The organism is Burkholderia sp. LMG 13014, from assembly GCF_905232215.1.
Classification (GTDB): Bacteria; Pseudomonadota; Gammaproteobacteria; order Burkholderiales; family Burkholderiaceae; genus Burkholderia.
Genome location: NZ_CAJNKE010000071.1, coordinates 1 through 18,676, shown reverse-complemented (window position 1 = coordinate 18,676; position 18,676 = coordinate 1). Strand labels below are relative to the sequence as shown.

Here is an 18,676-nt window from a genome sequence, read left to right as displayed (position 1 = left end):
AGCGCGTCGTGGTTGCGCTCGATCAGGCCCGTGTCGAGATCGGCCGTCGCGAACGGTGCGCACGCAACGATCCGCTGCAGGAACGCGGCGTTCGTGTGCAGGCCGACCACCTCGCACGCACGCAGTGCGCGCAGCATCAGGCTCAGCGCTTCCGCACGATCCGCACCGTGGACGATCAGCTTCGCGATCATCGGATCGTAGAACGGCGTGATCGAATCGCCTTCGCGCACGCCGCTGTCGACGCGCACCGACGCCCCGATCGCGAACTCGACGCCTGCCGGCAGCCGCAGGTGCTTCAGCGTGCCCGTCGACGGCAGGAAGCCGCGCGCCGGGTTCTCCGCGTAGAGACGCGCCTCGAGCGCATGCCCCTGCACGCGCAGTTCATCCTGCTTCAGCGGCAGCGGCTCGCCGGATGCGACGCGCAATTGCCATTCGACGAGATCGAGCCCCGTGACCATCTCGGTGACCGGATGCTCGACCTGCAGGCGCGTGTTCATTTCCATGAAGTAGAACGCGTCGCCCGTCATGATGAATTCGACGGTGCCCGCGCCGACGTAGCCGACCGCGCGCGCGGCCGCGACGGCCGCCTCGCCCATCGCGCGGCGCACGTCGTCCGGCAGCCCCGGCGCCGGCGCTTCTTCCAGCACCTTCTGGTGACGGCGCTGCACCGAGCAGTCGCGGTCGAACAGGTACACGGTATTGCCGTGCGTGTCGCCGAACACCTGCACCTCGACGTGGCGCGGACGCGTCAGGTATTTCTCGATCAGCACGCGATCGTTGCCGAAGCTGCTGGCGGCTTCGCGCTGGCACGACGCGAGCGCGGCCGGGAAATCGTCGGAGCGCTCGACCACGCGCATCCCCTTGCCGCCGCCGCCCGCGCTGGCCTTCAGCAGCACCGGATAGCCGATCCCGTCGGCTTCGCGATGCAGGTTGGCCGCGACCTGGTCGTCGCCGTGATAACCGGGCACGAGCGGCACGGCGGCCGCATGCATCAGCGCCTTCGCGGCGGCCTTCGAACCCATCGCCGCGATCGCGTCGACCGGCGGCCCGATGAAGACGATGCCGGCCGCTTCGCACGCATGCGCGAAATCTTCGTTCTCCGACAGAAAGCCGTAGCCGGGGTGGATCGCCTGCGCGCCGGTGGCGCGCGCGGCTTCGATGATGCGCTCGATGCGCAGGTAGCTGTCGGCCGCGGCCGAGCCGCCGATGTGCACGGCCTCGTCGCACGCGGCCACGTGTTTCGCGTTCGCGTCCGCGTCGGAATAGACGGCGACGCTCGCAATCCCGAGACGTTTGCACGTCGCGGCGACGCGGCACGCGATTTCGCCGCGGTTGGCGATCAGAATCTTGTCGAACATGGCTTCGGTGTCGTCCGGAAAGAGGGGGTCACGCGCGCTGCGCGATCATTCACGCCACGACGGCGTGCGCTTTTCGAGGAAGGACGCAATCCCTTCGCGCGCTTCCGCGCCGGCGCGGGTGCGCGCGATCCAGTCGGCGGTCTGCTCGATCAGCGTCGCGTCGAGCGGCCGGCCGGCCACATCGGCGACGAGCCGCTTGCACGCCTTCACCGCGTCGGGACCATTCGCGACGAGCGTCGCGGCCAGCTTCGCGACGGTTTCGTCGAGCGCGTCGGCCGGCACCGCGTCGTGAATGAAACCGAGCGACGCCGCGCGCGCGCTGTCGAACACCTCGGCCGTCGTGAAGTAGCGGCGCGCCGCGCGCTCGCCCATCGCACGCACCACGTAAGGCGCGATCGTCGCCGGGATCAGCCCGAGCCGCGCTTCCGACAGGCAGAACTTCACGCCGTCCGCGGCGATCGCGATGTCGGCCGCCGCTACCAGGCCCACGCCGCCCGCATACGCGTCGCCATGCACGCGGGCGATCACCGGCTTGCCGCAGCGATGGATCGCCTCGAGCATCCGCGCCAGCTTGCGCGCATCGGCACGGTTCTCGTCGTCCGAGTAACCGGCCATCTTCTTCATCCAGTTCAGGTCCGCGCCCGCGCAGAACGCCGCACCTTCCGCGGCGAGCACGATCGCGCGCACGCCTTCGTGCGCGTCGAGCCATTCGAACGCGGTGGTCAGCTCGGCGATCGTCGTCTCGTTGAACGCGTTGCGCACATCGGGACGCGCGAGCGTGACAGTCGCCACGCGGCCGGCTTCACTTACCTTGATCGTTTCGTATCGCATCGTTCAGCCCTCCCGGCCGTTACATGCGGAACACGCCGAAGCGTGTCTCTTCGATCGGCGCGTTCATCGACGCGGCGAGGCCGAGGCCCAGCACGTCACGTGTCTGCGCGGGGTCGATCACGCCGTCGTCCCACAGCCGCGCGCTCGCGTAATACGGATGGCCCTGGCGCTCGTACTGGTCGCGGATCGGCTGCTTGAACGCATCCTCTTCCTCGGCCGACCACGAACCACCCTTCGCCTCGATGCCGTCGCGACGCACCGTCGCGAGCACCGACGCAGCCTGCTCGCCGCCCATCACGGAAATGCGCGCGTTCGGCCACATCCACAGGAAGCGCGGGCCGAATGCGCGGCCGCACATCCCGTAGTTGCCGGCGCCGAACGAGCCGCCGATGATCACCGTGAACTTCGGCACCTTCGCGTTCGATACGGCCGTCACCATCTTCGCGCCGTGCCGCGCGATGCCTTCGTTCTCGTACTTGCGGCCGACCATGAAGCCCGTGATGTTCTGCAGGAACACCAGCGGAATCTTGCGCTGGCAGCACAGCTCGATGAAATGCGCGCCCTTCACGGCCGACTCGGAGAACAGGATGCCGTTGTTCGCGACGATCCCGACCGGATGGCCCCAGATGTGCGCGAAGCCCGTGACGAGCGTCGTGCCGTAGCGCGCCTTGAATTCGTCGAACTCGGAATCGTCGACGATGCGCGCAATCACTTCGCGCACGTCGAACGGCTTGCGCGTATCGACCGGAATCACGCCGTACAGGCTCTTTGCGTCGTAGCGCGGCGGCTTCGGCTCGCGCAGCGCCACCGGCAAAGCGATCTTCGGCGCGAGATGATCGACGATGTTGCGCGCGATCGACAGCGCATGCGCGTCGTTCTGCGCGAGATGGTCGGCCACCCCCGACAGGCGCGTATGCACGTCGCCGCCGCCGAGATCCTCGGCACTCACTTCCTCGCCGGTCGCGGCCTTCACGAGCGGCGGCCCGCCGAGGAAAATCGTGCCCTGCTCCTTCACGATGATCGACTCGTCGCTCATCGCCGGCACGTACGCGCCGCCTGCCGTGCACGAACCCATCACGACGGCGATCTGCGCGATCCCCGCCGCCGACATCGTCGCCTGGTTGAAGAAGATGCGGCCGAAGTGGTCGCGATCGGGAAACACGTCGTCCTGGTTCGGCAGGTTCGCGCCGCCCGAATCGACGAGGTACACGCACGGCAGCCGGTTTTCCGCGGCGATCTCCTGCGCGCGCACGTGCTTCTTCACGGTAACCGGGTAATAGGTGCCGCCCTTGACCGTCGCGTCGTTGCACACGATCACGCACTCGCGGCCGGCGATCCGGCCGATCCCGGTGATGACGCCCGCGCCCGGCGCGTCGTCGTTGTACATGCCGTTCGCCGCGAGCTGCGAGAACTCGAGGAACGGCGCGCCCGGATCGAGCAGTTGCGCGATGCGGTCGCGCGGCAGCAGCTTGCCGCGCGACAGGTGCTTGTCGCGCGCGGCCTGGCCGCCGCCTTGCGCGAGCTGTTCGATCTTCGCGCGCAGGTCGGCGACGACCGCCTCGAGCGCGGCGGCATTCGCGCGGAAGTCTTCCGAGCGCGGGTTCAGTTTCGATTCGATGATCGGCATCGACGGGGCTCCGTTCGCGTGACGTGCGGCGTTACATCGTTTCCGCGAACAGCTCGCGGCCGATCAGCATCCGGCGGATCTCGCTCGTGCCGGCGCCGATCTCGTACAGCTTCGCATCGCGCCACAGGCGTCCGACCGGGTATTCGTTGATGTAGCCGTTGCCGCCGAGGATCTGGATCGCCTCGCCGGCCATCCACGTCGCCTTCTCGGCCGTGTAGAGGATCACGCCCGCGCAGTCCTTGCGCACCTGGCGGATGTGGTCGCTGCCGGCCGAATCGAGGTGGCGGCCGACCGCATACAGGTACGCGCGGCAGGCCTGGAACGTGGTGTACATGTCGGCGACCTTGCCCTGGATCAGCTGGAATTCGCCGATCGCCTGGCCGAACTGCTTGCGGTCGTGGATATACGGCACCACCGCGTCGAGGCACGCGGCCATGATGCCCGTCGGGCCGCCCGACAGCACCGCGCGTTCGTAGTCGAGGCCGCTCATCAGCACCTTCACGCCGCCGTTGAGCTGGCCGAGGATGTTTTCTTCCGGCACTTCGACGTCCTGGAACACCAGCTCGCCCGTGTGCGAGCCGCGCATGCCGAGCTTGTCGAGCTTCTGCGCAACCGAGAAGCCCTTCATCCCCTTCTCGACGATGAACGCGGTGATGCCGCGCGAGTTGGCTTCGACGTCCGTCTTCGCGTAGACGACGAGCGTGTCGCAGTCGGGGCCGTTGGTGATCCACATCTTCGTGCCGTTCAGCACGTAGCGATCGCCGCGCTTGTCGGCGCGCAGCTTCATGCTGACGACGTCGGAGCCGGCGTTCGGCTCGCTCATCGCGAGCGCGCCGATGTGTTCGCCCGACACGAGCTTCGGCAGGTATTTCTGTTTCTGCGCTTCGGTGCCGTTGCGGTGGATCTGGTTCACGCACAGGTTCGAGTGCGCGCCGTACGACAGGCCGATCGACGCCGATGCGCGCGAGATCTCTTCCATCGCGACCATGTGCGCGGTGTAGCCCATGTTCGAGCCGCCGTATTCCTCGGCCACGGTCATGCCGAGCACGCCGAGATCGCCGAACTTCTTCCACAGATCCATCGGAAACTGGTCGGTGCGGTCGACCTCAGCCGCGCGCGGCGTGATTTCCTTCGCCGCGAACGTCGCGACGGCGTCGCGCAGCATCTCGATGTCTTCACCGAGCATGAATTGCACACCGGGCAGGTTGATCATGTCTCCTCCGTCTCCAGAAAGTGTGTGGCATCCACCGATTTCTGAGTTTCGCTCAAATCGAATGAATGCACCGATTCATTGACCAATACAGCGTAAATTTTGCACAGTTTCGCGCCTCGCCGGGTTCGGCGTCAATAGTTTTTTGAGTGACACTCAGATATCATGCCGAGATGACAGCCGCTACCGCCGACACCATGACCGCCACCGCCAAAGCCGACCGCGCCGACACGTCGCGCGCGCCCGCCGGGCGCAAATCCCAGCAACGCGTGCAGGACATTCTGCGCGCCGGCCGGGAAGTGTTCGCCGAAAAAGGTTACGAGCATGCGACGGCCGCCGAGATCGCGCAGCGCGTGGGCGTCTCGGAGGCGACGGTGTTCAGCTACTTCCGCGGCAAGCGCGAGCTGTGCGCGCGCGTCATCGCGGATTGGTACGACGAAAACATCGCCGCATTCGAGGAAGGGATGCCGCAGGACGCGTCGGTCCAGCAGCAGTTCGCGTTCATCGTGCGCACCCACCTGCGGCTGATGCTGGTGAACGGCACGGGCCTGTGCGCGCTGGTGCTGTCGGAAGGCCGCGCGAAGCAGCATGCGCTGAGCGACGAGCTCACCGCGCTGCAGCGCCGCTACACCGCGCCGCTGATGGACGTGCTCGCGCGTGGCCAGACGGCCGGGCAGGTGCGCACCGACCTGCCGCTGAGCCTGCTGCGCTCGATGGTGTTCGGGCCGATCGAGCACGTGCTGTGGGATGCGATCCTCGGGCACCGCAAGCTCGATACGGAAACGACGGCCACCCAGCTCGTCGACATGCTGTGGGCGGCCGTGCAGCCGCCGGCGCCGGAACAGGCGGCGCTCGTGCGCTTCAGGAACGAAGTGGCGGAAGCCGTGCGGCGTCTGGAAGGCGACAGCACGCGCGGGTGACGCGCGGCGGGCAGCGCGCCCGCCGCCTCATCGTCTCCCCACCGTCGTGGGGTTCGGGCGCGCTACGACTCGTCGCCGACGCGCAGCGGCGCGCGGCTCTGCTCGTTGTTCAAATGGACGAACTTGCGCAACAGGCGCACCAGTTCCTGCGAATCGTCCTCTCCCATTCCGTCGAACAGGCCGGCACGCAGCTCCTTCACCGACGGAATCAGATGCGTGAGCAGTTCGACGCCCGCCGGCGTCAGCAGCAAGCGGCGCTGGCGCCGCGGCAGCACCTCGCGCACGATCAATCCTTTCGCTTCGAGCCGGACCGCGAGATCCGCGGTCGTCGACGTGTCGAGCGCGACCCGCTGCGCGAGCGTCACCTGATCGAGCCCCGGGCACTCGTACAGCATCCGCAGGACCGCGTACTGCACCGGCGTCACGTCCCGGCCCAGCTTCTCGTAGAACATCGCAACCGCGATCTGGTGTGCGCGCCGGATCAGGTGCCCGGGCTCGTCGTACAGATCGAGCGGGAAAACCGGCTGGTCGGCGGGATTCGTTTTTTCCATGAATAGTCGATGACATAAGCGGCGCGCGCCGGTTGCGCGCGCCGACGGCATGGCGCTGCCTCGCGCCATTTCCCGGGAAAACCAGTATACCGCCCGCCTTGCTCCAGCCAATCTCAATGAGTACACTGAATCTCATTCAGTACACGGAATGAAGAGATGCCGCGTACCGGCGGCATTGACCTGACGGAGACGACGAACGTGTTTCTCAAGAATGCTTGGTACGTGGCGTGCACGCCCGATGAAATCGACGGCAAGCCGCTGGGCCGCAAGATCTGCAACGAGTCGATGGTGTTTTACCGCGCGGCGGATGGCCAGGTCGCCGCGCTCGAGGACTTCTGCCCGCACCGCGGTGCACCGCTGTCGCTGGGATTCGTGCGCGACGGCGTACTCGTGTGCGGCTATCACGGGCTGGAAATGGGCTGCAACGGCAAGGCGGCCGGCATGCCGGGCCAGCGTGTCGGCGGCTTCCCGCCGATTCGCAGCTTCCCGGTGGTCGAGCGTTACGGATTCATCTGGGTCTGGCCCGGCGATGCGTCGGAAGCCGATCCCGCCAAACTGCCCGCGCTGGCGTGGGCGGAAGACCCGGCCTGGGCCCACGGCGGCGGCCTGTATCACATCCGCTGCGACTACCGGCTGATGATCGACAACCTGATGGATCTCACGCACGAAACCTACGTCCATGCGACGAGCATCGGCCAGAAGGAAATCGACGAAGCACCGCCGAAGACCACCAGCCACGGCGACGAAGTCGTCACGAGCCGCTTCATGGAAAACGTGATGCCGCCGCCGTTCTGGCAAATGGGGCTGCGCGGCAACGGGCTGGCCGACGACGTGCCGGTCGATCGCTGGCAGATCTGCCGCTTCACGCCGCCGAGCCACGTGATGATCGAAGTCGGTGTCGCGCATGCGGGCAACGGCGGCTACGACGCGCCGGCCGAACTGAAGGCGTCGTCGATCGTCGTCGATTTCATCACGCCCGAGACGGACACCTCGATCTGGTACTTCTGGGGGATGGCGCGCAACTTCCGGCCCGACGATCACGCACTGACCGCCGAGATCCGCGAAGGCCAGGGCAAGATTTTCGCCGAGGATCTCGAGATGCTCGAACGCCAGCAGCTCAACCTGGAGAAGTGGCCCGATCGCAAGCTGCTCAAGCTCAACATCGACGCCGGCGGCGTGCTGTCGCGCAAGGTGATCGAGCGGCTGCTCGCCGACGAGCACGCGTCGAGCCCGTCGCGGCCCGTGATTCCGGTCGCGCAGATCAAGGAGGCGTCATGAGCGCCGCGACGCTGACGGTCCGGGTGGCCCGCAAGTGGCAGGAAGCACGCGACATCTGCGGCTTCGAATTCGTCAGCGAGGACGGCTCGCCGCTGCCGCGCTTCGATGCCGGCGCCCATATCGACGTGCATCTGCCGGGCGGCCTCGTGCGCCAGTATTCGCTGTGCAACCACCCGGAGCACGGCGATCGCTATCAGATCGCGGTGCTGCGCGATGCCGACGGTCGCGGCGGGTCGCGCGCCATTCACGACGAAGTGCGGCAAGGCGATACCGTGCGGATCGGCGTGCCGCGCAATCAGTTTTCGCTCGCCCCCGACGCGCCGCACCACCTGCTGCTCGCAGGCGGGATCGGCGTCACGCCGATTCTCTCCATGGCGGAACGGCTGTTCTCCTCCGGCATGCCGTTCGACCTGCACTACTGCGCGCGCTCGACCGACCGCATGGCGTTCGTCGAGCGGATCAACGCAGCCGGGTTCCATGACCGCGCCCGCTTCCACGTCGACGACGGCGACCCCGCGCAACGCTTCGACCTGGCCGCCGTGCTCGCCGCGGCGTCCGACGGCACGCACCTGTACGTATGCGGGCCGCGCGGTTTCATGGATGCGGTGCTGAACGCCGCGCGCGAGCGCGGCTGGGCCGAAACGCGACTGCACTACGAGTTCTTCGGCGGTGCGATTGCGTCGTCCGGCTCGGACCGCGCGTTCCAGGTCCGGATCGCGAGCAGCGGCAAGGTGATCGACGTGCCGGCCGAATGCACGGTCATCGCGGCGCTGGCCGCGAACGGCGTCGACGTGCTGACGTCGTGCGAGCAAGGCGTGTGCGGCACCTGCGCGACGCGCGTGCTGCAAGGCGAGCCCGATCATCGCGATTCGTATCTGACCGAACAGGAACAGGCGGCCGGCGACCAGTTCATGCCGTGCTGTTCGCGGTCGCGCAGCGACCTGCTGGTACTCGATCTGTAGACGGACCGCCCGACTCGAGGCGGCCAACCACAATACTGGAGACGATCAATGGAGCAACATGCCCGGCCATCAATCAATACTGCTAAATTCCCGGTCGACCGATGGTGGGTCGCCGCGCTGTCATCCGAACTGACGGACAAACCCGTCGCCCGCACGCTGCTCGGCCATCCGGTCGTCCTGTTCCGGTTGCCGTCCGGGGAAGTCGGCGCGCTGGAGGATCGCTGCTGCCACAAGTCGCTGCCGCTGTCGTGCGGCTCGCTCGAAGCGCGTGGCCTGCGCTGTGGCTATCACGGCCTGCTGTTCGACCGCGGCGGCGCATGCGTGGAGATTCCCGGCCAGGACCGGATTCCGGCCAAGGCGTGCGTGTCGTCGTACCCGGTGCAGGAGCAGGACGCGATCGTGTGGATCTGGATCGGCGCCGACGCGCACGCTCGACCGACCTGCGCGCCGCCGCGCTACGCGTTCCACGGGGATCCGCAATACCGGTTCGGCGGTGGCAACTACCACTACGACGCACCGTATCAACTGATTCACGACAACCTGATGGACCTGAGCCACCTCGGCTATGTCCATCTGAACACGATCGGCGGCAACGCGCCGCTGCACATGGGCGCGGAAACCCGCGTCAGCAGCGACGGCGACACGGTGACACTGGTTCGCCGGATGCCGGATTCCGTTCCGCCGCCGACCTACACCGCCGCATGGCCGTTCGCGGCCCGCGTCGATCGCTGGCAGGAAATCGAGTTCCACGTGTCGCACATCCGGATCTGGACCGGCGCGATGGACGCCGGCACCGGCGACCTGCACGACCCGGCGCGCGGCGGCTTTCACATGCGCGGCTTCCACGGCATCACGCCCGAGACGGAAACGACGACGCACTACTTCTGGACCGTCGCGACCAATCCGCAACACGACGTCGAACGCATCGCGCAAACGGTCATCGAGCAATCCGCGGCGACGTTCGACGAAGACAAGACCGTGATCGAAGCGCAGTACCGGAATCAGCTGCGGTTCCCGGACGGCCGACAGATCGACATTCACGTCGACGCGGGCCCCAATCGCGCGCGGCGCGTGATCGAACGACTGCTGCTGCAACCCGAACCCGCGTAAGCATCGGGCCGGCGCACCAGCGGTGCCTGCCGGCCGCGGCGGGTGTTCCCCGGGGATGCCCGTCATCCCGCGCATTCGGTTTCATCCCAGTCGCTACCGCCGGCTTCGATGCCATTCCATTTGATTAGTCATACTATTTTATGAAGGATCTTTGACGTGAGCGCAAATATCCGCAATACGATCGACGCATCCCCGATGAGCGCGTTCCAGACGATGGCAGTCACGGCCTGCGTCGTGCTGAACATGCTCGATGGCTTCGACGTGCTGGCCGTCGCGTTTGCCGCGCCGCACCTGGCGGCCGAATGGAAACTGAGCGGCAAGGAAATCGGCCTGCTGTTGAGTGCCGGGCTGGCCGGCATGGGCATCGGCTCGGTGCTGATCGCGCCGCTGGCCGACCGCGTCGGCCGCCGCCGCATCATCCTGCTCTGCCTCGCCGTGATCTCGACCGGGATGCTCGCCTGCGCGGCCACGCACAGCACGCTGCAACTCGCCATCGCGCGTGCGTACACGGGGCTCGGCATCGGCGGCATGCTGGCGAGCCTGACCGTGATCAGCGGCGAGTACGCATCGAACAAATGGCGCAGCGCCGCGATCGGCATGCAGTCGACCGGCTACGCGATCGGCGCCACCGCCGGCGGCGTCATCGCCGGCACCCTGCTGTCGACGTGGGGATGGCGCAGCGTGTTCGCGTTCGGCGGCATCCTGACCTTGCTGGCGATCCCGATGGTACTCGCGCTGCTGCCGGAATCGCTCGATTTCCTGCTGGCGAGGCGTCCGGACAACGCGCTGCAGAAAATCAACCGCATCCTCGCGAGAATGAAGCGCGCACCGATCGACTCGCTGCCGATCGCGGCCTCGTCCACCGGCACGGCGAGCCCCGCGTCGAGCTGGACGGCCGTGCTGCGCGCACCGCTCGCGCGCCGCACGATCGCGCTGTGGATCGCGTTCTTCCTCGTGATGGGCAGCTTCTACTTCGTCGTGAGCTGGACGCCGAAGCTGCTGGTCCAGGCCGGGCTGTCGGCATCGCAGGGCGTCACCGGCGGGGTACTGCTCAACCTCGGCGGTATCGCGGGCGCGTCGCTCTTCAGCCTGCTGTCGACGCGCTTCGGCCTGCGCAACCTGTTGGGCGCGACCCTGCTGCTCGGCGGCGCGCTGATGGTCGTGTTCGGCGCGAACACGGGCTCGCTCGGCATCGGGATGACCGTCGCGGTATTCCTCGGCGCGGTGATCAATGCGTGCGTGGCCGGCATGTATGCGCTGTCGCCGACGCCGTACCCCGCTGAAATCCGCACGACCGGCATCGGCCTCGCGGTCGGCATCGGCCGCCTCGGCGCGATCCTGTCGCCGATGACGGTCGGTGCGCTGCTGGACGACGGCTGGTCCGTATCCCATCTCTATCTCGCGTTCCTCGTGCCGATGGCCGGCGCGGCAATCGCCGTCGTCATGGCGGGCTCGCGTGCGGCGGCGCCGCGCCGGCAACACGACCCGGCGATGTCGTAACACGCCACGCCCGCAGTCTTGCCGATACCCGTCGGCATCCCGGATACGTCCGGCTCACTATAAAAATCAATAAGCATATCTACATACTGTTTGGAGACAGCCATGAAAACGAAACTGGGCGTCGCACTCGCGACGGCAATGGCGCTGGCCGGACCGGCCTGCGCGCAAAGCAGCGTCACGCTGTACGGAATCATCGATACCGGCGTGTCCTACTACAACAATGCCGCGCACGGCGGATCGTTCACGGGCATGCCGACGCTGACCGGCGAGGTGCCGTCACGGTGGGGGCTGAGAGGCACGGAGGATCTCGGCGGCGGCTACCAGGCCTTCTTCGTGCTCGAAAACGGTTTTCAGCCTGGCACCGGTGCACTGAACTACGGCGGGCGCCTGTTCGGGCGACAGGCGAACGTCGGCGTGAACAGTCCGTTCGGCACGCTGACCCTCGGCCGCCAGATGAACATGTCGATGATCGTGCTGACCAATGCCGACGTGATCGGCCCGTCGATTCACTCGATGGCGGATTTCGATTCCTATCTGCCGAACGCGCGCAGCGACAATGCGATCGGCTACAAGGGCACGTTTCACGGCGTGACGCTCGGCGCCACTTACAGCTTCGGCCGCGACGCGGCCGGGCCGGCAGGGCCTTCGGCGACGGGCTGTGCCGGACAGGTGCCTGGTGACATCGTCGCCTGCCGCCAGTACACGGCGATGCTCGCGTATGACGCGAGCAACTTCGGGCTCGCCGCGTCGCACGACGTGATGCGCGGCGGCGGCGGCGCGCTGGCCCCGCTGAACAATCCGGCGTACACCGACACGCGCGACATCGTCGCCGGCTACGTGAAGATCGGCCCCGCGAAACTGGGGGCCGGGTGGATCCGCCGCAACCTCGCGGCGGCCGAACACCTGCAGGCCGATATCGTGTTCGCCGGCGGCACGTACTACGCGACGCCCTACCTCGCGCTCGACCTTCAGGGCGTCCGCTACCTGCAGCGCCGCGAAAACAGTGAAGGCGGCACGAATGCCACGCTGCTCGTCGGCCGCGCGAACTATTTCCTGTCGAAGCGGACGACCGTCTATACGTCGGTGGGCTACATGTTCAACAGCACGCTGGCTGCGAACGCGGTCGCTGCCGGCGGGACGGTCGGGACCGGGATGAACCAGCTCGGCGTGATGGCCGGCATCCAGCAGAAGTTCTGAACGCCGGACACCGCGCCACCGCATCCTCAATTGGCGAGCCGGCAGTGCGTGAGCTTCAACCCCGGCAGCACGGGCGCATCGATATAGCCTTCGTTCACGCAACTGAAGCGGAACCCCGCCGACGTGACGAACGGCTTGATTTCGCCGCCGGGGAATTTCGGCTTCAGTGCATCCTGGTCGGCCACGTCGAAATGCGTGTCGAACTGCTCGCCGTCCTTCGTCAGCGCGCCGAAATAGGTGCCGCCCGGATCGCTGCCCATCCGGATCACGGCGCCGACGAACACGAGGCGCTTGCCGTCGTACTTCGTCTTCGCGGCGGCCATGTCCTGCGTATAGGCCTCGATCACGGCGCCGTAATGCGCATCGATCGCGGGCTCGGTGTCCGACGCGGCGCAGGCGGTCTGGTGAACGCCCGCCAGTATCGTGCATGCCGCAAGCGCGGCCGCCGCGAACGGCGCGGAAATCTTTTTCATGGGTGGTCTCCCGTCAAGCGTGGTGGTTGAAGTGATTGAATACGGCGCTTCGCCGGCTGCCCGGCGCAACGCCCGATGAATTCGCTTCCGTTGCTTTAATCGTTCGAATGGCGGAACACGGCTGCGATCACTTCTCCACCCGCATGGTCGTGTGCGGTGCGCAGCGTCGCGCTGAACGCGACGTGACAGGAAGATGACATGGTGCGGCCCCCGGCTCTCTCATTGAATTTCACTGCGTCTGATTTTGGTCGCTAAGGTAGCAGACGGCCGACGGCCCGGCAACCAACGCCCGCATGCCGCCGATCGCATCATTACAATTGCAAATGATTCTCATTACATATATTATTCACCCCCTGGTCGCGGTGGAACGCCGCGGCCCGCGACACGATCCTTAGTACTCCGTCCTGCATCGATTCATGCCATCCCGTCGAACGCCCCACCGCGCCCGGACCTTGCGTCCGTGGCGCACGAGCCTGCCTGCCCTGATCACCCTGTGCGTTGCGAGCGGCACGCATGCGTCCGCCGCCGAACGCGCCGCCGCCGAACCCGCCGCCTCTGCTTCCACGCCCGCGTCGCCGGCCGCGCGCGAACTCCCGGCCATCAGCGTCAGCGCATCGGCAACCGCCGATCCGACGATCGGCTACCAGCCGCGCACCACGAGCATCGCCGGCGGCGACAACCGTTCGATCAAGGAGATTCCGCAATCGGTCGCGGTGGTCAGCAGCAGCGTGATGCAGGACCAGCAGGCGCGCTCGCTCGACGACGTGCTCGGCAACATCAGCGGCGTCACGCAGACCAACACGCTCGGCGGCACGCGCGACGCGTTCATCAAGCGCGGCTTCGGGTCGAACAACGACGGCTCCGTGCTCGTCGACGGCGTGCGCACGCCGGTACTGCACAGCTATCTCGCGACGATCGACCGCGTCGAAGTGCTGAAGGGCCCGGCGTCACTGCTCTACGGGATGCAGGATCCGGGTGGCGTGATCAACCTCGTCACGCGCAAGCCGGAAGACACGTTCGGCGGTTCGATCTCGGCCTCGCGCACGAGTCACGGTGGCAGCAGCGCGACATTCGACCTGACGGGCCCGCTCGGCAAGCCGGGCCAGGTCGCGGGCGGCACGCTCGCGTTCCGGCTGACCGGGCAATACGACACGAGCCGCTACTGGCGCAGCTTCGGCCGCCAGCGCGATGCCTTGATCGCACCCGCGCTGTCGTGGCACGACGCGAACACGTCGATCGACGTCAGCTACCAGTACGTCGACTACACGACGCCATTCGATCGCGGCACCGTGCTCGTGAACGGCCAGCTCGACGATGCGCTGCGCTATCGCCGCTACGAAGAAGCGTGGTCGCAGAGCTCCGGCATCCAGGAAACGCTGCGCGCGCGCATCGAGCACCGCTTCTCCGATGCGTGGCGCGTGCGCGCGACCTACGGCTGGGGCCGCGATCGCTACGATCAGTACATCACCCGCGCCACCGCGTTCAACAGCACGACCGGCGCACTGACGCGCTCGTCCGACGCGAACCTCGGGCGCAACGATTCCGACCAGATCGCGACACTCGGCCTGCTCGGCAACGTGACGCTCGCCGGGATGAACCACGCGATCTACATCGGTGGCGAATACGAGCGGCAGCGCAGCTTCCGCGGCGACACGATCCGCGGCAAGGCAACCAAGGGCTTCAATCTTTACGATCCCGTGTACGACCTGCTCGCGCCGGGCGGCACGCCCAACCCGAAGCAGAGCGACTCGCGCTCGGTCGTGCATGCGTATTCGACGATCGTGCAGGACTCGGTGAAGCTCACCGACCGGCTCACCGCGGTGGGCGGGCTGCGTTGGGAAAACTGGCAGCAGGAATCGGGGATGGGCCGGCCTTTTGCGTTCGCCGATCGCTCGCGTGGCAACGTATGGCTGCCGCAGTTCGGGCTCGCGTATGCGCTCACGCCCGCGCTGACCGCCTACGCGAACGTGAGCCGCTCGTTCAAGCCGAACGTCGCCACGAACGTCGCCGCACCGCTCGCGCCGGAATACGGCCGCGTGCTCGAAGCCGGGCTGAAGTTCAGCCTGAAGCCGGCGATCACCGGCACGCTCGCGGTCTACCAGATCGACAAGCGCAACGTCGCGGTCACGGTCGGCGATCTGACGTCGACGATCGGCACCGCGCGCTCGCGCGGGATCGAGCTCGACGTCGCGGGGCAAATCACGCGGCATCTGAGCGTGATCGGCAGCTATGCGTATACGAACGCGACCGATCGCGACAGCAACACGCCGCTCGTCAACGTCGCGCGCCACACGGGCAGCCTGTTCGCGGTGTACGACACGGCGATCGCGAACCTGCCCGGCCGCTGGCGCTTCGGCGGCGGCGCGCGTCTTGTCGGCGCACGCTCCGGCGACACCGCGAACAGCTTCACGCTGCCCGGCTACGTGACCGTCGACGCGTTCGCGGCCTACGAAACGACGATCGGCAAGTTCCCGACGCGCTTCCAGCTCAACGTGAAGAACCTGCTCGACAAGACCTACTACCCGTCGAGCAACAACAACCTGATCGTCGCGGTCGGCGAGCCGCGGCTCGTCACGCTGACGACGACGGTGTCGTTCTGAGGTTCTGATGTCCTGACGCGCGCGTGGGTGGGCCGGCAAGTGGCGGCCCGCGCGCAAACCCGCGTCAGCGGCCGCGCTCGACGCGCAGCCGCTCGCCGCGCCTCTCCTCGGCGCAACATCCCGGCCGCTTCACACTCGATCGATGACGGCAAACCCGCGCGCGTTGTGCCGGACAACGACGCGGCGCCGGAACATCGCGCGATCATCCGGCGAATCAAGCATGACCGCGAAGCACCTCGTTGCTCGCCGCCAACACCCGCGCCGGATTCCTCTTGACCCGCGTTCCGCGCGACACCCGGCGCCGCCCCGCACAAGCCTCCCGCCCCCGCGCTTCGGCGCCCGCAAAAATGCATCCGAGCGATGCAATTCCGCCCGCTCCCGAACCGCATCGCACGCCGTAAGATCGCCTCCGGCCTTTTCCCAGGGCCGCTCGATGCGCGTCGTCATCTCCCTCCGCTCACGCGCTCCGCCACCACCACCCAGCGAACATGTCCAACTTCTCACTCATCCTCGTCGTCTCCATGCTGAGCGCCTTTGGCCTGATCGCGTCCGACGTCTACCTGCCCGCGATGCCGTCGATGGCTCATGAGTTTTCGATCGGCGCATGGCAGATGCCGCAGACGGTATCGGCTTACCTGATCGCGCTCGCCTGTGCGCAACTGTTCTACGGCCCCCTCTCCGATCGATGGGGACGCAAACCCGTACTGACGGCCGGCATCCTCGTGTACATCCTCGGCTCGATCGGCTGCGCAACCGCCGGCGGCTTCGCGAGCTTTCTCGGCTGGCGCGTCCTCGAAGCCCTCGGCGCGGCATCCGGCCTCGTCATCGGTCGCGCGATCATCGCCGACACCTGCGACAAGAAGGCATCCGCGAAGGTCTACAGCATCGTGTATCCGCTCGTGTCGCTGTCTCCGGCGATCGCGCCCGCGATCGGCGGATATCTGGCGGCGTGGTTCGGGTGGCGGAGCGATTTCATTTTCGTCGCGGCGTTTGGCGTCGTCGCGCTCGTGCTCGTCCAGCTTCTCCTGAAGGAAACGCGGCCTGCCGTCACGCCGGGGCAACATCGTGCCGTGCCGCTGGCCGGCTTCGCCGACGTGCTCGGGGATCGGGCATTCATCCGGTACACGCTCGTCATCTGCGCGATCTATTGCGCGTGGTTCGTCTACCTGACGCAGTCGCCGTTCATCTTCTCCGGCCTTGGCCTGTCGGAACAGCAAAGCGGCTGGCTCTATCTGCCGCTGACCGCGGGCATCATTTCCGCCAACATGCTCTCGCGCCGCATGCTCGACCGGATGTCCTACGACGCGATCGTCGTGGCCGGCGTGGGCTGCTTCGTGGCCGGCGGCATCGCGTTCGCCCTGTGCGAGTCGTCGCCCGTCAAAGGCATCGTCGCGATCGTCTTGCCGATGTTCCTCGTCAGCCTGTCGAACGGATCGTCGCTATCGCTCGCCGTGTCGGGCGCCATCGCGAGCGAACACGGGCGCGCGGCCACCGCGTCCGGGCTCGTCGGCTTCTTCCAGATCGGCAGTGCGTCGCTTGCGGCCACCGTGTCCAGCGGCCTGCTCGGTACCGGCAGCCACGTGCTGGCGACGGCCATTCCTTTCTTCGCGATCGTCGCGGCAGTCGCGATCGTGCCGCGCTGGTATGCCGCGCGACGCACGCTCTCGATGCGTAAAACCCAGCCCCGTTGAGCAAGATGCCCCGTACCGGCGAGCTCCCGGCCGCTATCGGTAGCGATCGAACGAAGCAGCGATCTCGGCGGTGACCGCGCGAACGCGCGCCGTCCGGTTCAGGTCCGTATGCGACACGAGCCAGACCTGATACGGCGCGGCGCGCGTCCTGTCGGGCCAGATTCGCACGAGCGAATCGTCTTCTTGCGCCATATACACGGGGAGTTCGCCGATGCCGATGCCCGACCGGATCGAGGTCGCCAGCATCAGGCTCGAACTCACTTGCGCAACGATGCGCCCGCGTTCCATCGGTTCGCCGCACAGCGTGTTTGCCTGATTGGACGTGATGGAAGGCTGATAGACCACCAGGTCATGCCCGTCGAAAGCCGATCCGATCGCGGGCGCGCCATGTGCATCCAGATACTCGCGGCTCGCAAACAGCCCGACCTCCCACTCGGCCAGCTTCCGTCGGACGAGATCGGGGTTTTCCGGCATCACGGTTCGGATTGCGAGATCCGCATCGCGCCGGGTCAGGTTCAGTACCTGCACGGACGTCGTCAGGATCACATGTATCGCGGGGCATGTCCGCCGCAACACCCGTATCGCGGGAATGACGAAATCCATCGCCAGGGAATCGGTCGTCGTCACCCGAACCTCGCCTTCGAGCCGGTCGTCCGAGCCGTGGACGCGCCGCTCGAAGTCACTTGCCGCTTGCTCCATCGCTTCCGCGGCCTGCAGCGAATGCTCGCCGATCGGCGTCACGACATAGCCGGACGACGTCTTGAGAAACAGCTTCGCGCCCAGCGCTTTCTCCAGCGCCGTCAGGCGTCGCCCCACAGTGGCCTGATCGACATCGAGCACGACTGCTGCCTCGCGCAGCGTCCCGGCGCGATGAACTGCCAGAAACACTCGGGCATCGTCCCAGTTCATGGTTAACGTTCTCTCTCGGTAAAGCATGTTTGCATTCGTTGAGGGGAAATTATACAAGTCGATCCTCTACTCCTCATCTCAGATAATCAGTCATCCATATCAATACAGTGAGAAATTTGCCGACAAAAACCGGAGCCGGCCGCTGGAAGACCTCAACAACCCGGCGATCCCCAACAGGCCCGTTGCAACATTCGAACCGATGGTGGTTGCGCCGCTCCCCCCGCCCCCGCCCGCCCGCGGAATCATCAGACCCTCGAATATCTCCCATCCGATATCGCGATTTTCCGTATCGAGCGCGCACCGCGTAGACTGGCTATGCATTCGCGACGCCGCATCGTCGTACGGCAACGCGACGCGCCCCCACAAAAACGATTCCGGGAGATAAGCCATGTCCGACCGGCATGCGCGCCGCGGCGCGCATGCCGGTCGGACATGGCTTATGGGCCGGGCTCGGGTTTG

At 66.7% G+C, this 18,676-nt stretch carries 15 protein-coding genes; 8 read left to right on the top strand and 7 right to left on the bottom strand.

Annotation, left to right across the window (positions count from 1 at the left end):
• From JYJ84_RS11390 to JYJ84_RS11375, 4 genes are all read right to left on the bottom strand, one after another.
• Positions 1–1,358, bottom strand: a 1,358-nt coding sequence (locus tag JYJ84_RS11390) for an acetyl/propionyl/methylcrotonyl-CoA carboxylase subunit alpha (RefSeq protein ID WP_205189192.1), incomplete at its 3' end; no start/stop codon positions are given.
• 45 nt (positions 1,359–1,403) lie between these two features.
• On the bottom strand, positions 1,404–2,189 hold the full coding sequence (locus JYJ84_RS11385; RefSeq protein WP_034190576.1) for an enoyl-CoA hydratase/isomerase family protein: 786 nt from the start codon (positions 2,187–2,189) through the stop codon (positions 1,404–1,406).
• Between the two features lie 19 nt (positions 2,190–2,208).
• Positions 2,209–3,816, bottom strand: coding sequence for a carboxyl transferase domain-containing protein (locus JYJ84_RS11380; RefSeq protein ID WP_175222997.1), 1,608 nt, complete (start codon positions 3,814–3,816; stop codon positions 2,209–2,211).
• A gap of 31 nt (positions 3,817–3,847) precedes the next feature.
• Positions 3,848–5,029: an isovaleryl-CoA dehydrogenase gene (locus JYJ84_RS11375; protein WP_121860417.1), complete on the bottom strand. Its 1,182-nt coding sequence runs from the start codon at positions 5,027–5,029 to the stop codon at positions 3,848–3,850.
• Between the two features lie 170 nt (positions 5,030–5,199).
• Here JYJ84_RS11375 and JYJ84_RS11370 point away from each other — a divergent pair, with 170 nt between their 5' ends.
• Positions 5,200–5,946 (top strand): TetR/AcrR family transcriptional regulator, encoded by a 747-nt coding sequence (locus JYJ84_RS11370; RefSeq protein WP_175222996.1) that lies wholly within the window; start codon positions 5,200–5,202, stop codon positions 5,944–5,946.
• Positions 5,947–6,008: 62 nt separating this feature from the next.
• Here the strand turns inward: JYJ84_RS11370 and JYJ84_RS11365 are convergent, their stop codons facing one another.
• Positions 6,009–6,497, bottom strand: a complete 489-nt coding sequence (locus JYJ84_RS11365; protein ID WP_122947986.1) for a MarR family winged helix-turn-helix transcriptional regulator — start codon at positions 6,495–6,497, stop codon at positions 6,009–6,011.
• A 198-nt stretch (positions 6,498–6,695) separates the two neighbouring features.
• On the opposite strand from JYJ84_RS11365, the gene JYJ84_RS11360 reads away from it, so the two are divergent.
• The 5 genes from JYJ84_RS11360 (at position 6,696) to JYJ84_RS11340 (ending at position 12,544) form a co-directional block, all read left to right on the top strand.
• Positions 6,696–7,775 carry an aromatic ring-hydroxylating dioxygenase subunit alpha gene (locus tag JYJ84_RS11360; RefSeq protein ID WP_175223010.1) on the top strand — a complete coding sequence of 360 codons (1,080 nt, stop codon included), beginning with the start codon at positions 6,696–6,698 and terminating at the stop codon, positions 7,773–7,775.
• Positions 7,772–8,737: a PDR/VanB family oxidoreductase gene (locus JYJ84_RS11355; protein WP_122947987.1), complete on the top strand. Its 966-nt coding sequence runs from the start codon at positions 7,772–7,774 to the stop codon at positions 8,735–8,737. Before JYJ84_RS11360 ends, JYJ84_RS11355 begins: the two co-directional genes overlap by 4 nt.
• A 48-nt stretch (positions 8,738–8,785) precedes the next feature.
• On the top strand, positions 8,786–9,847 hold the full coding sequence (locus JYJ84_RS11350) for a Rieske 2Fe-2S domain-containing protein (RefSeq protein WP_175222995.1): 1,062 nt from the start codon (positions 8,786–8,788) through the stop codon (positions 9,845–9,847).
• 156 nt (positions 9,848–10,003) lie between these two features.
• Complete coding sequence (locus tag JYJ84_RS11345) at positions 10,004–11,347, top strand: MFS transporter (RefSeq protein ID WP_175222994.1); 1,344 nt, start codon at positions 10,004–10,006, stop codon at positions 11,345–11,347.
• Positions 11,348–11,449: 102 nt separating this feature from the next.
• Entirely contained in the window at positions 11,450–12,544 is a 1,095-nt protein-coding gene (locus tag JYJ84_RS11340) for a porin (protein WP_174962920.1), read from the top strand.
• A gap of 26 nt (positions 12,545–12,570) precedes the next feature.
• On the opposite strand, the gene JYJ84_RS11335 is transcribed toward JYJ84_RS11340, so the two are convergent.
• Positions 12,571–13,017 (bottom strand): hypothetical protein, encoded by a 447-nt coding sequence (locus tag JYJ84_RS11335; protein WP_175222993.1) that lies wholly within the window; start codon positions 13,015–13,017, stop codon positions 12,571–12,573.
• 416 nt (positions 13,018–13,433) lie between these two features.
• Here JYJ84_RS11335 and JYJ84_RS11330 point away from each other — a divergent pair, with 416 nt between their 5' ends.
• Both JYJ84_RS11330 and JYJ84_RS11325 read left to right on the top strand, forming a co-directional pair.
• The gene (locus tag JYJ84_RS11330) at positions 13,434–15,617 is read left to right on the top strand and encodes a TonB-dependent siderophore receptor (RefSeq protein WP_175222992.1); all 2,184 of its coding nucleotides are present in this window, start codon (positions 13,434–13,436) and stop codon (positions 15,615–15,617) included.
• Between the two features lie 488 nt (positions 15,618–16,105).
• Positions 16,106–17,308 carry a multidrug effflux MFS transporter gene (locus JYJ84_RS11325; protein ID WP_175222991.1) on the top strand — a complete coding sequence of 401 codons (1,203 nt, stop codon included), beginning with the start codon at positions 16,106–16,108 and terminating at the stop codon, positions 17,306–17,308.
• 33 nt (positions 17,309–17,341) lie between these two features.
• Here JYJ84_RS11325 and JYJ84_RS11320 read toward each other — a convergent pair whose 3' ends face one another.
• Entirely contained in the window at positions 17,342–18,217 is an 876-nt protein-coding gene (locus JYJ84_RS11320) for a LysR family transcriptional regulator (protein ID WP_175222990.1), read from the bottom strand.
• Between the last annotated feature and the right edge of the window lie 459 nt (positions 18,218–18,676).

Excerpts from the sequence above, each read along its gene's own strand:
- JYJ84_RS11385 (WP_034190576.1), bottom strand. The coding sequence starts at position 2,189 with ATGCGATACGAAACGATCAAGGTAAGTGAAGCCGGCCGCGTGGCGACT.
- JYJ84_RS11380 (WP_175222997.1), bottom strand. The coding sequence starts at position 3,816 with ATGCCGATCATCGAATCGAAACTGAACCCGCGCTCGGAAGACTTCCGC.
- JYJ84_RS11375 (WP_121860417.1), bottom strand. The coding sequence starts at position 5,029 with ATGATCAACCTGCCCGGTGTGCAATTCATGCTCGGTGAAGACATCGAG.
- JYJ84_RS11370 (WP_175222996.1), top strand. The coding sequence starts at position 5,200 with ATGACAGCCGCTACCGCCGACACCATGACCGCCACCGCCAAAGCCGAC.
- JYJ84_RS11365 (WP_122947986.1), bottom strand. The coding sequence starts at position 6,497 with ATGGAAAAAACGAATCCCGCCGACCAGCCGGTTTTCCCGCTCGATCTG.
- JYJ84_RS11355 (WP_122947987.1), top strand. The coding sequence starts at position 7,772 with ATGAGCGCCGCGACGCTGACGGTCCGGGTGGCCCGCAAGTGGCAGGAA.
- JYJ84_RS11350 (WP_175222995.1), top strand. The coding sequence starts at position 8,786 with ATGGAGCAACATGCCCGGCCATCAATCAATACTGCTAAATTCCCGGTC.
- JYJ84_RS11340 (WP_174962920.1), top strand. The coding sequence starts at position 11,450 with ATGAAAACGAAACTGGGCGTCGCACTCGCGACGGCAATGGCGCTGGCC.
- JYJ84_RS11335 (WP_175222993.1), bottom strand. The coding sequence starts at position 13,017 with ATGAAAAAGATTTCCGCGCCGTTCGCGGCGGCCGCGCTTGCGGCATGC.
- JYJ84_RS11330 (WP_175222992.1), top strand. The coding sequence starts at position 13,434 with ATGCCATCCCGTCGAACGCCCCACCGCGCCCGGACCTTGCGTCCGTGG.
- JYJ84_RS11325 (WP_175222991.1), top strand. The coding sequence starts at position 16,106 with ATGTCCAACTTCTCACTCATCCTCGTCGTCTCCATGCTGAGCGCCTTT.
- JYJ84_RS11320 (WP_175222990.1), bottom strand. The coding sequence starts at position 18,217 with ATGAACTGGGACGATGCCCGAGTGTTTCTGGCAGTTCATCGCGCCGGG.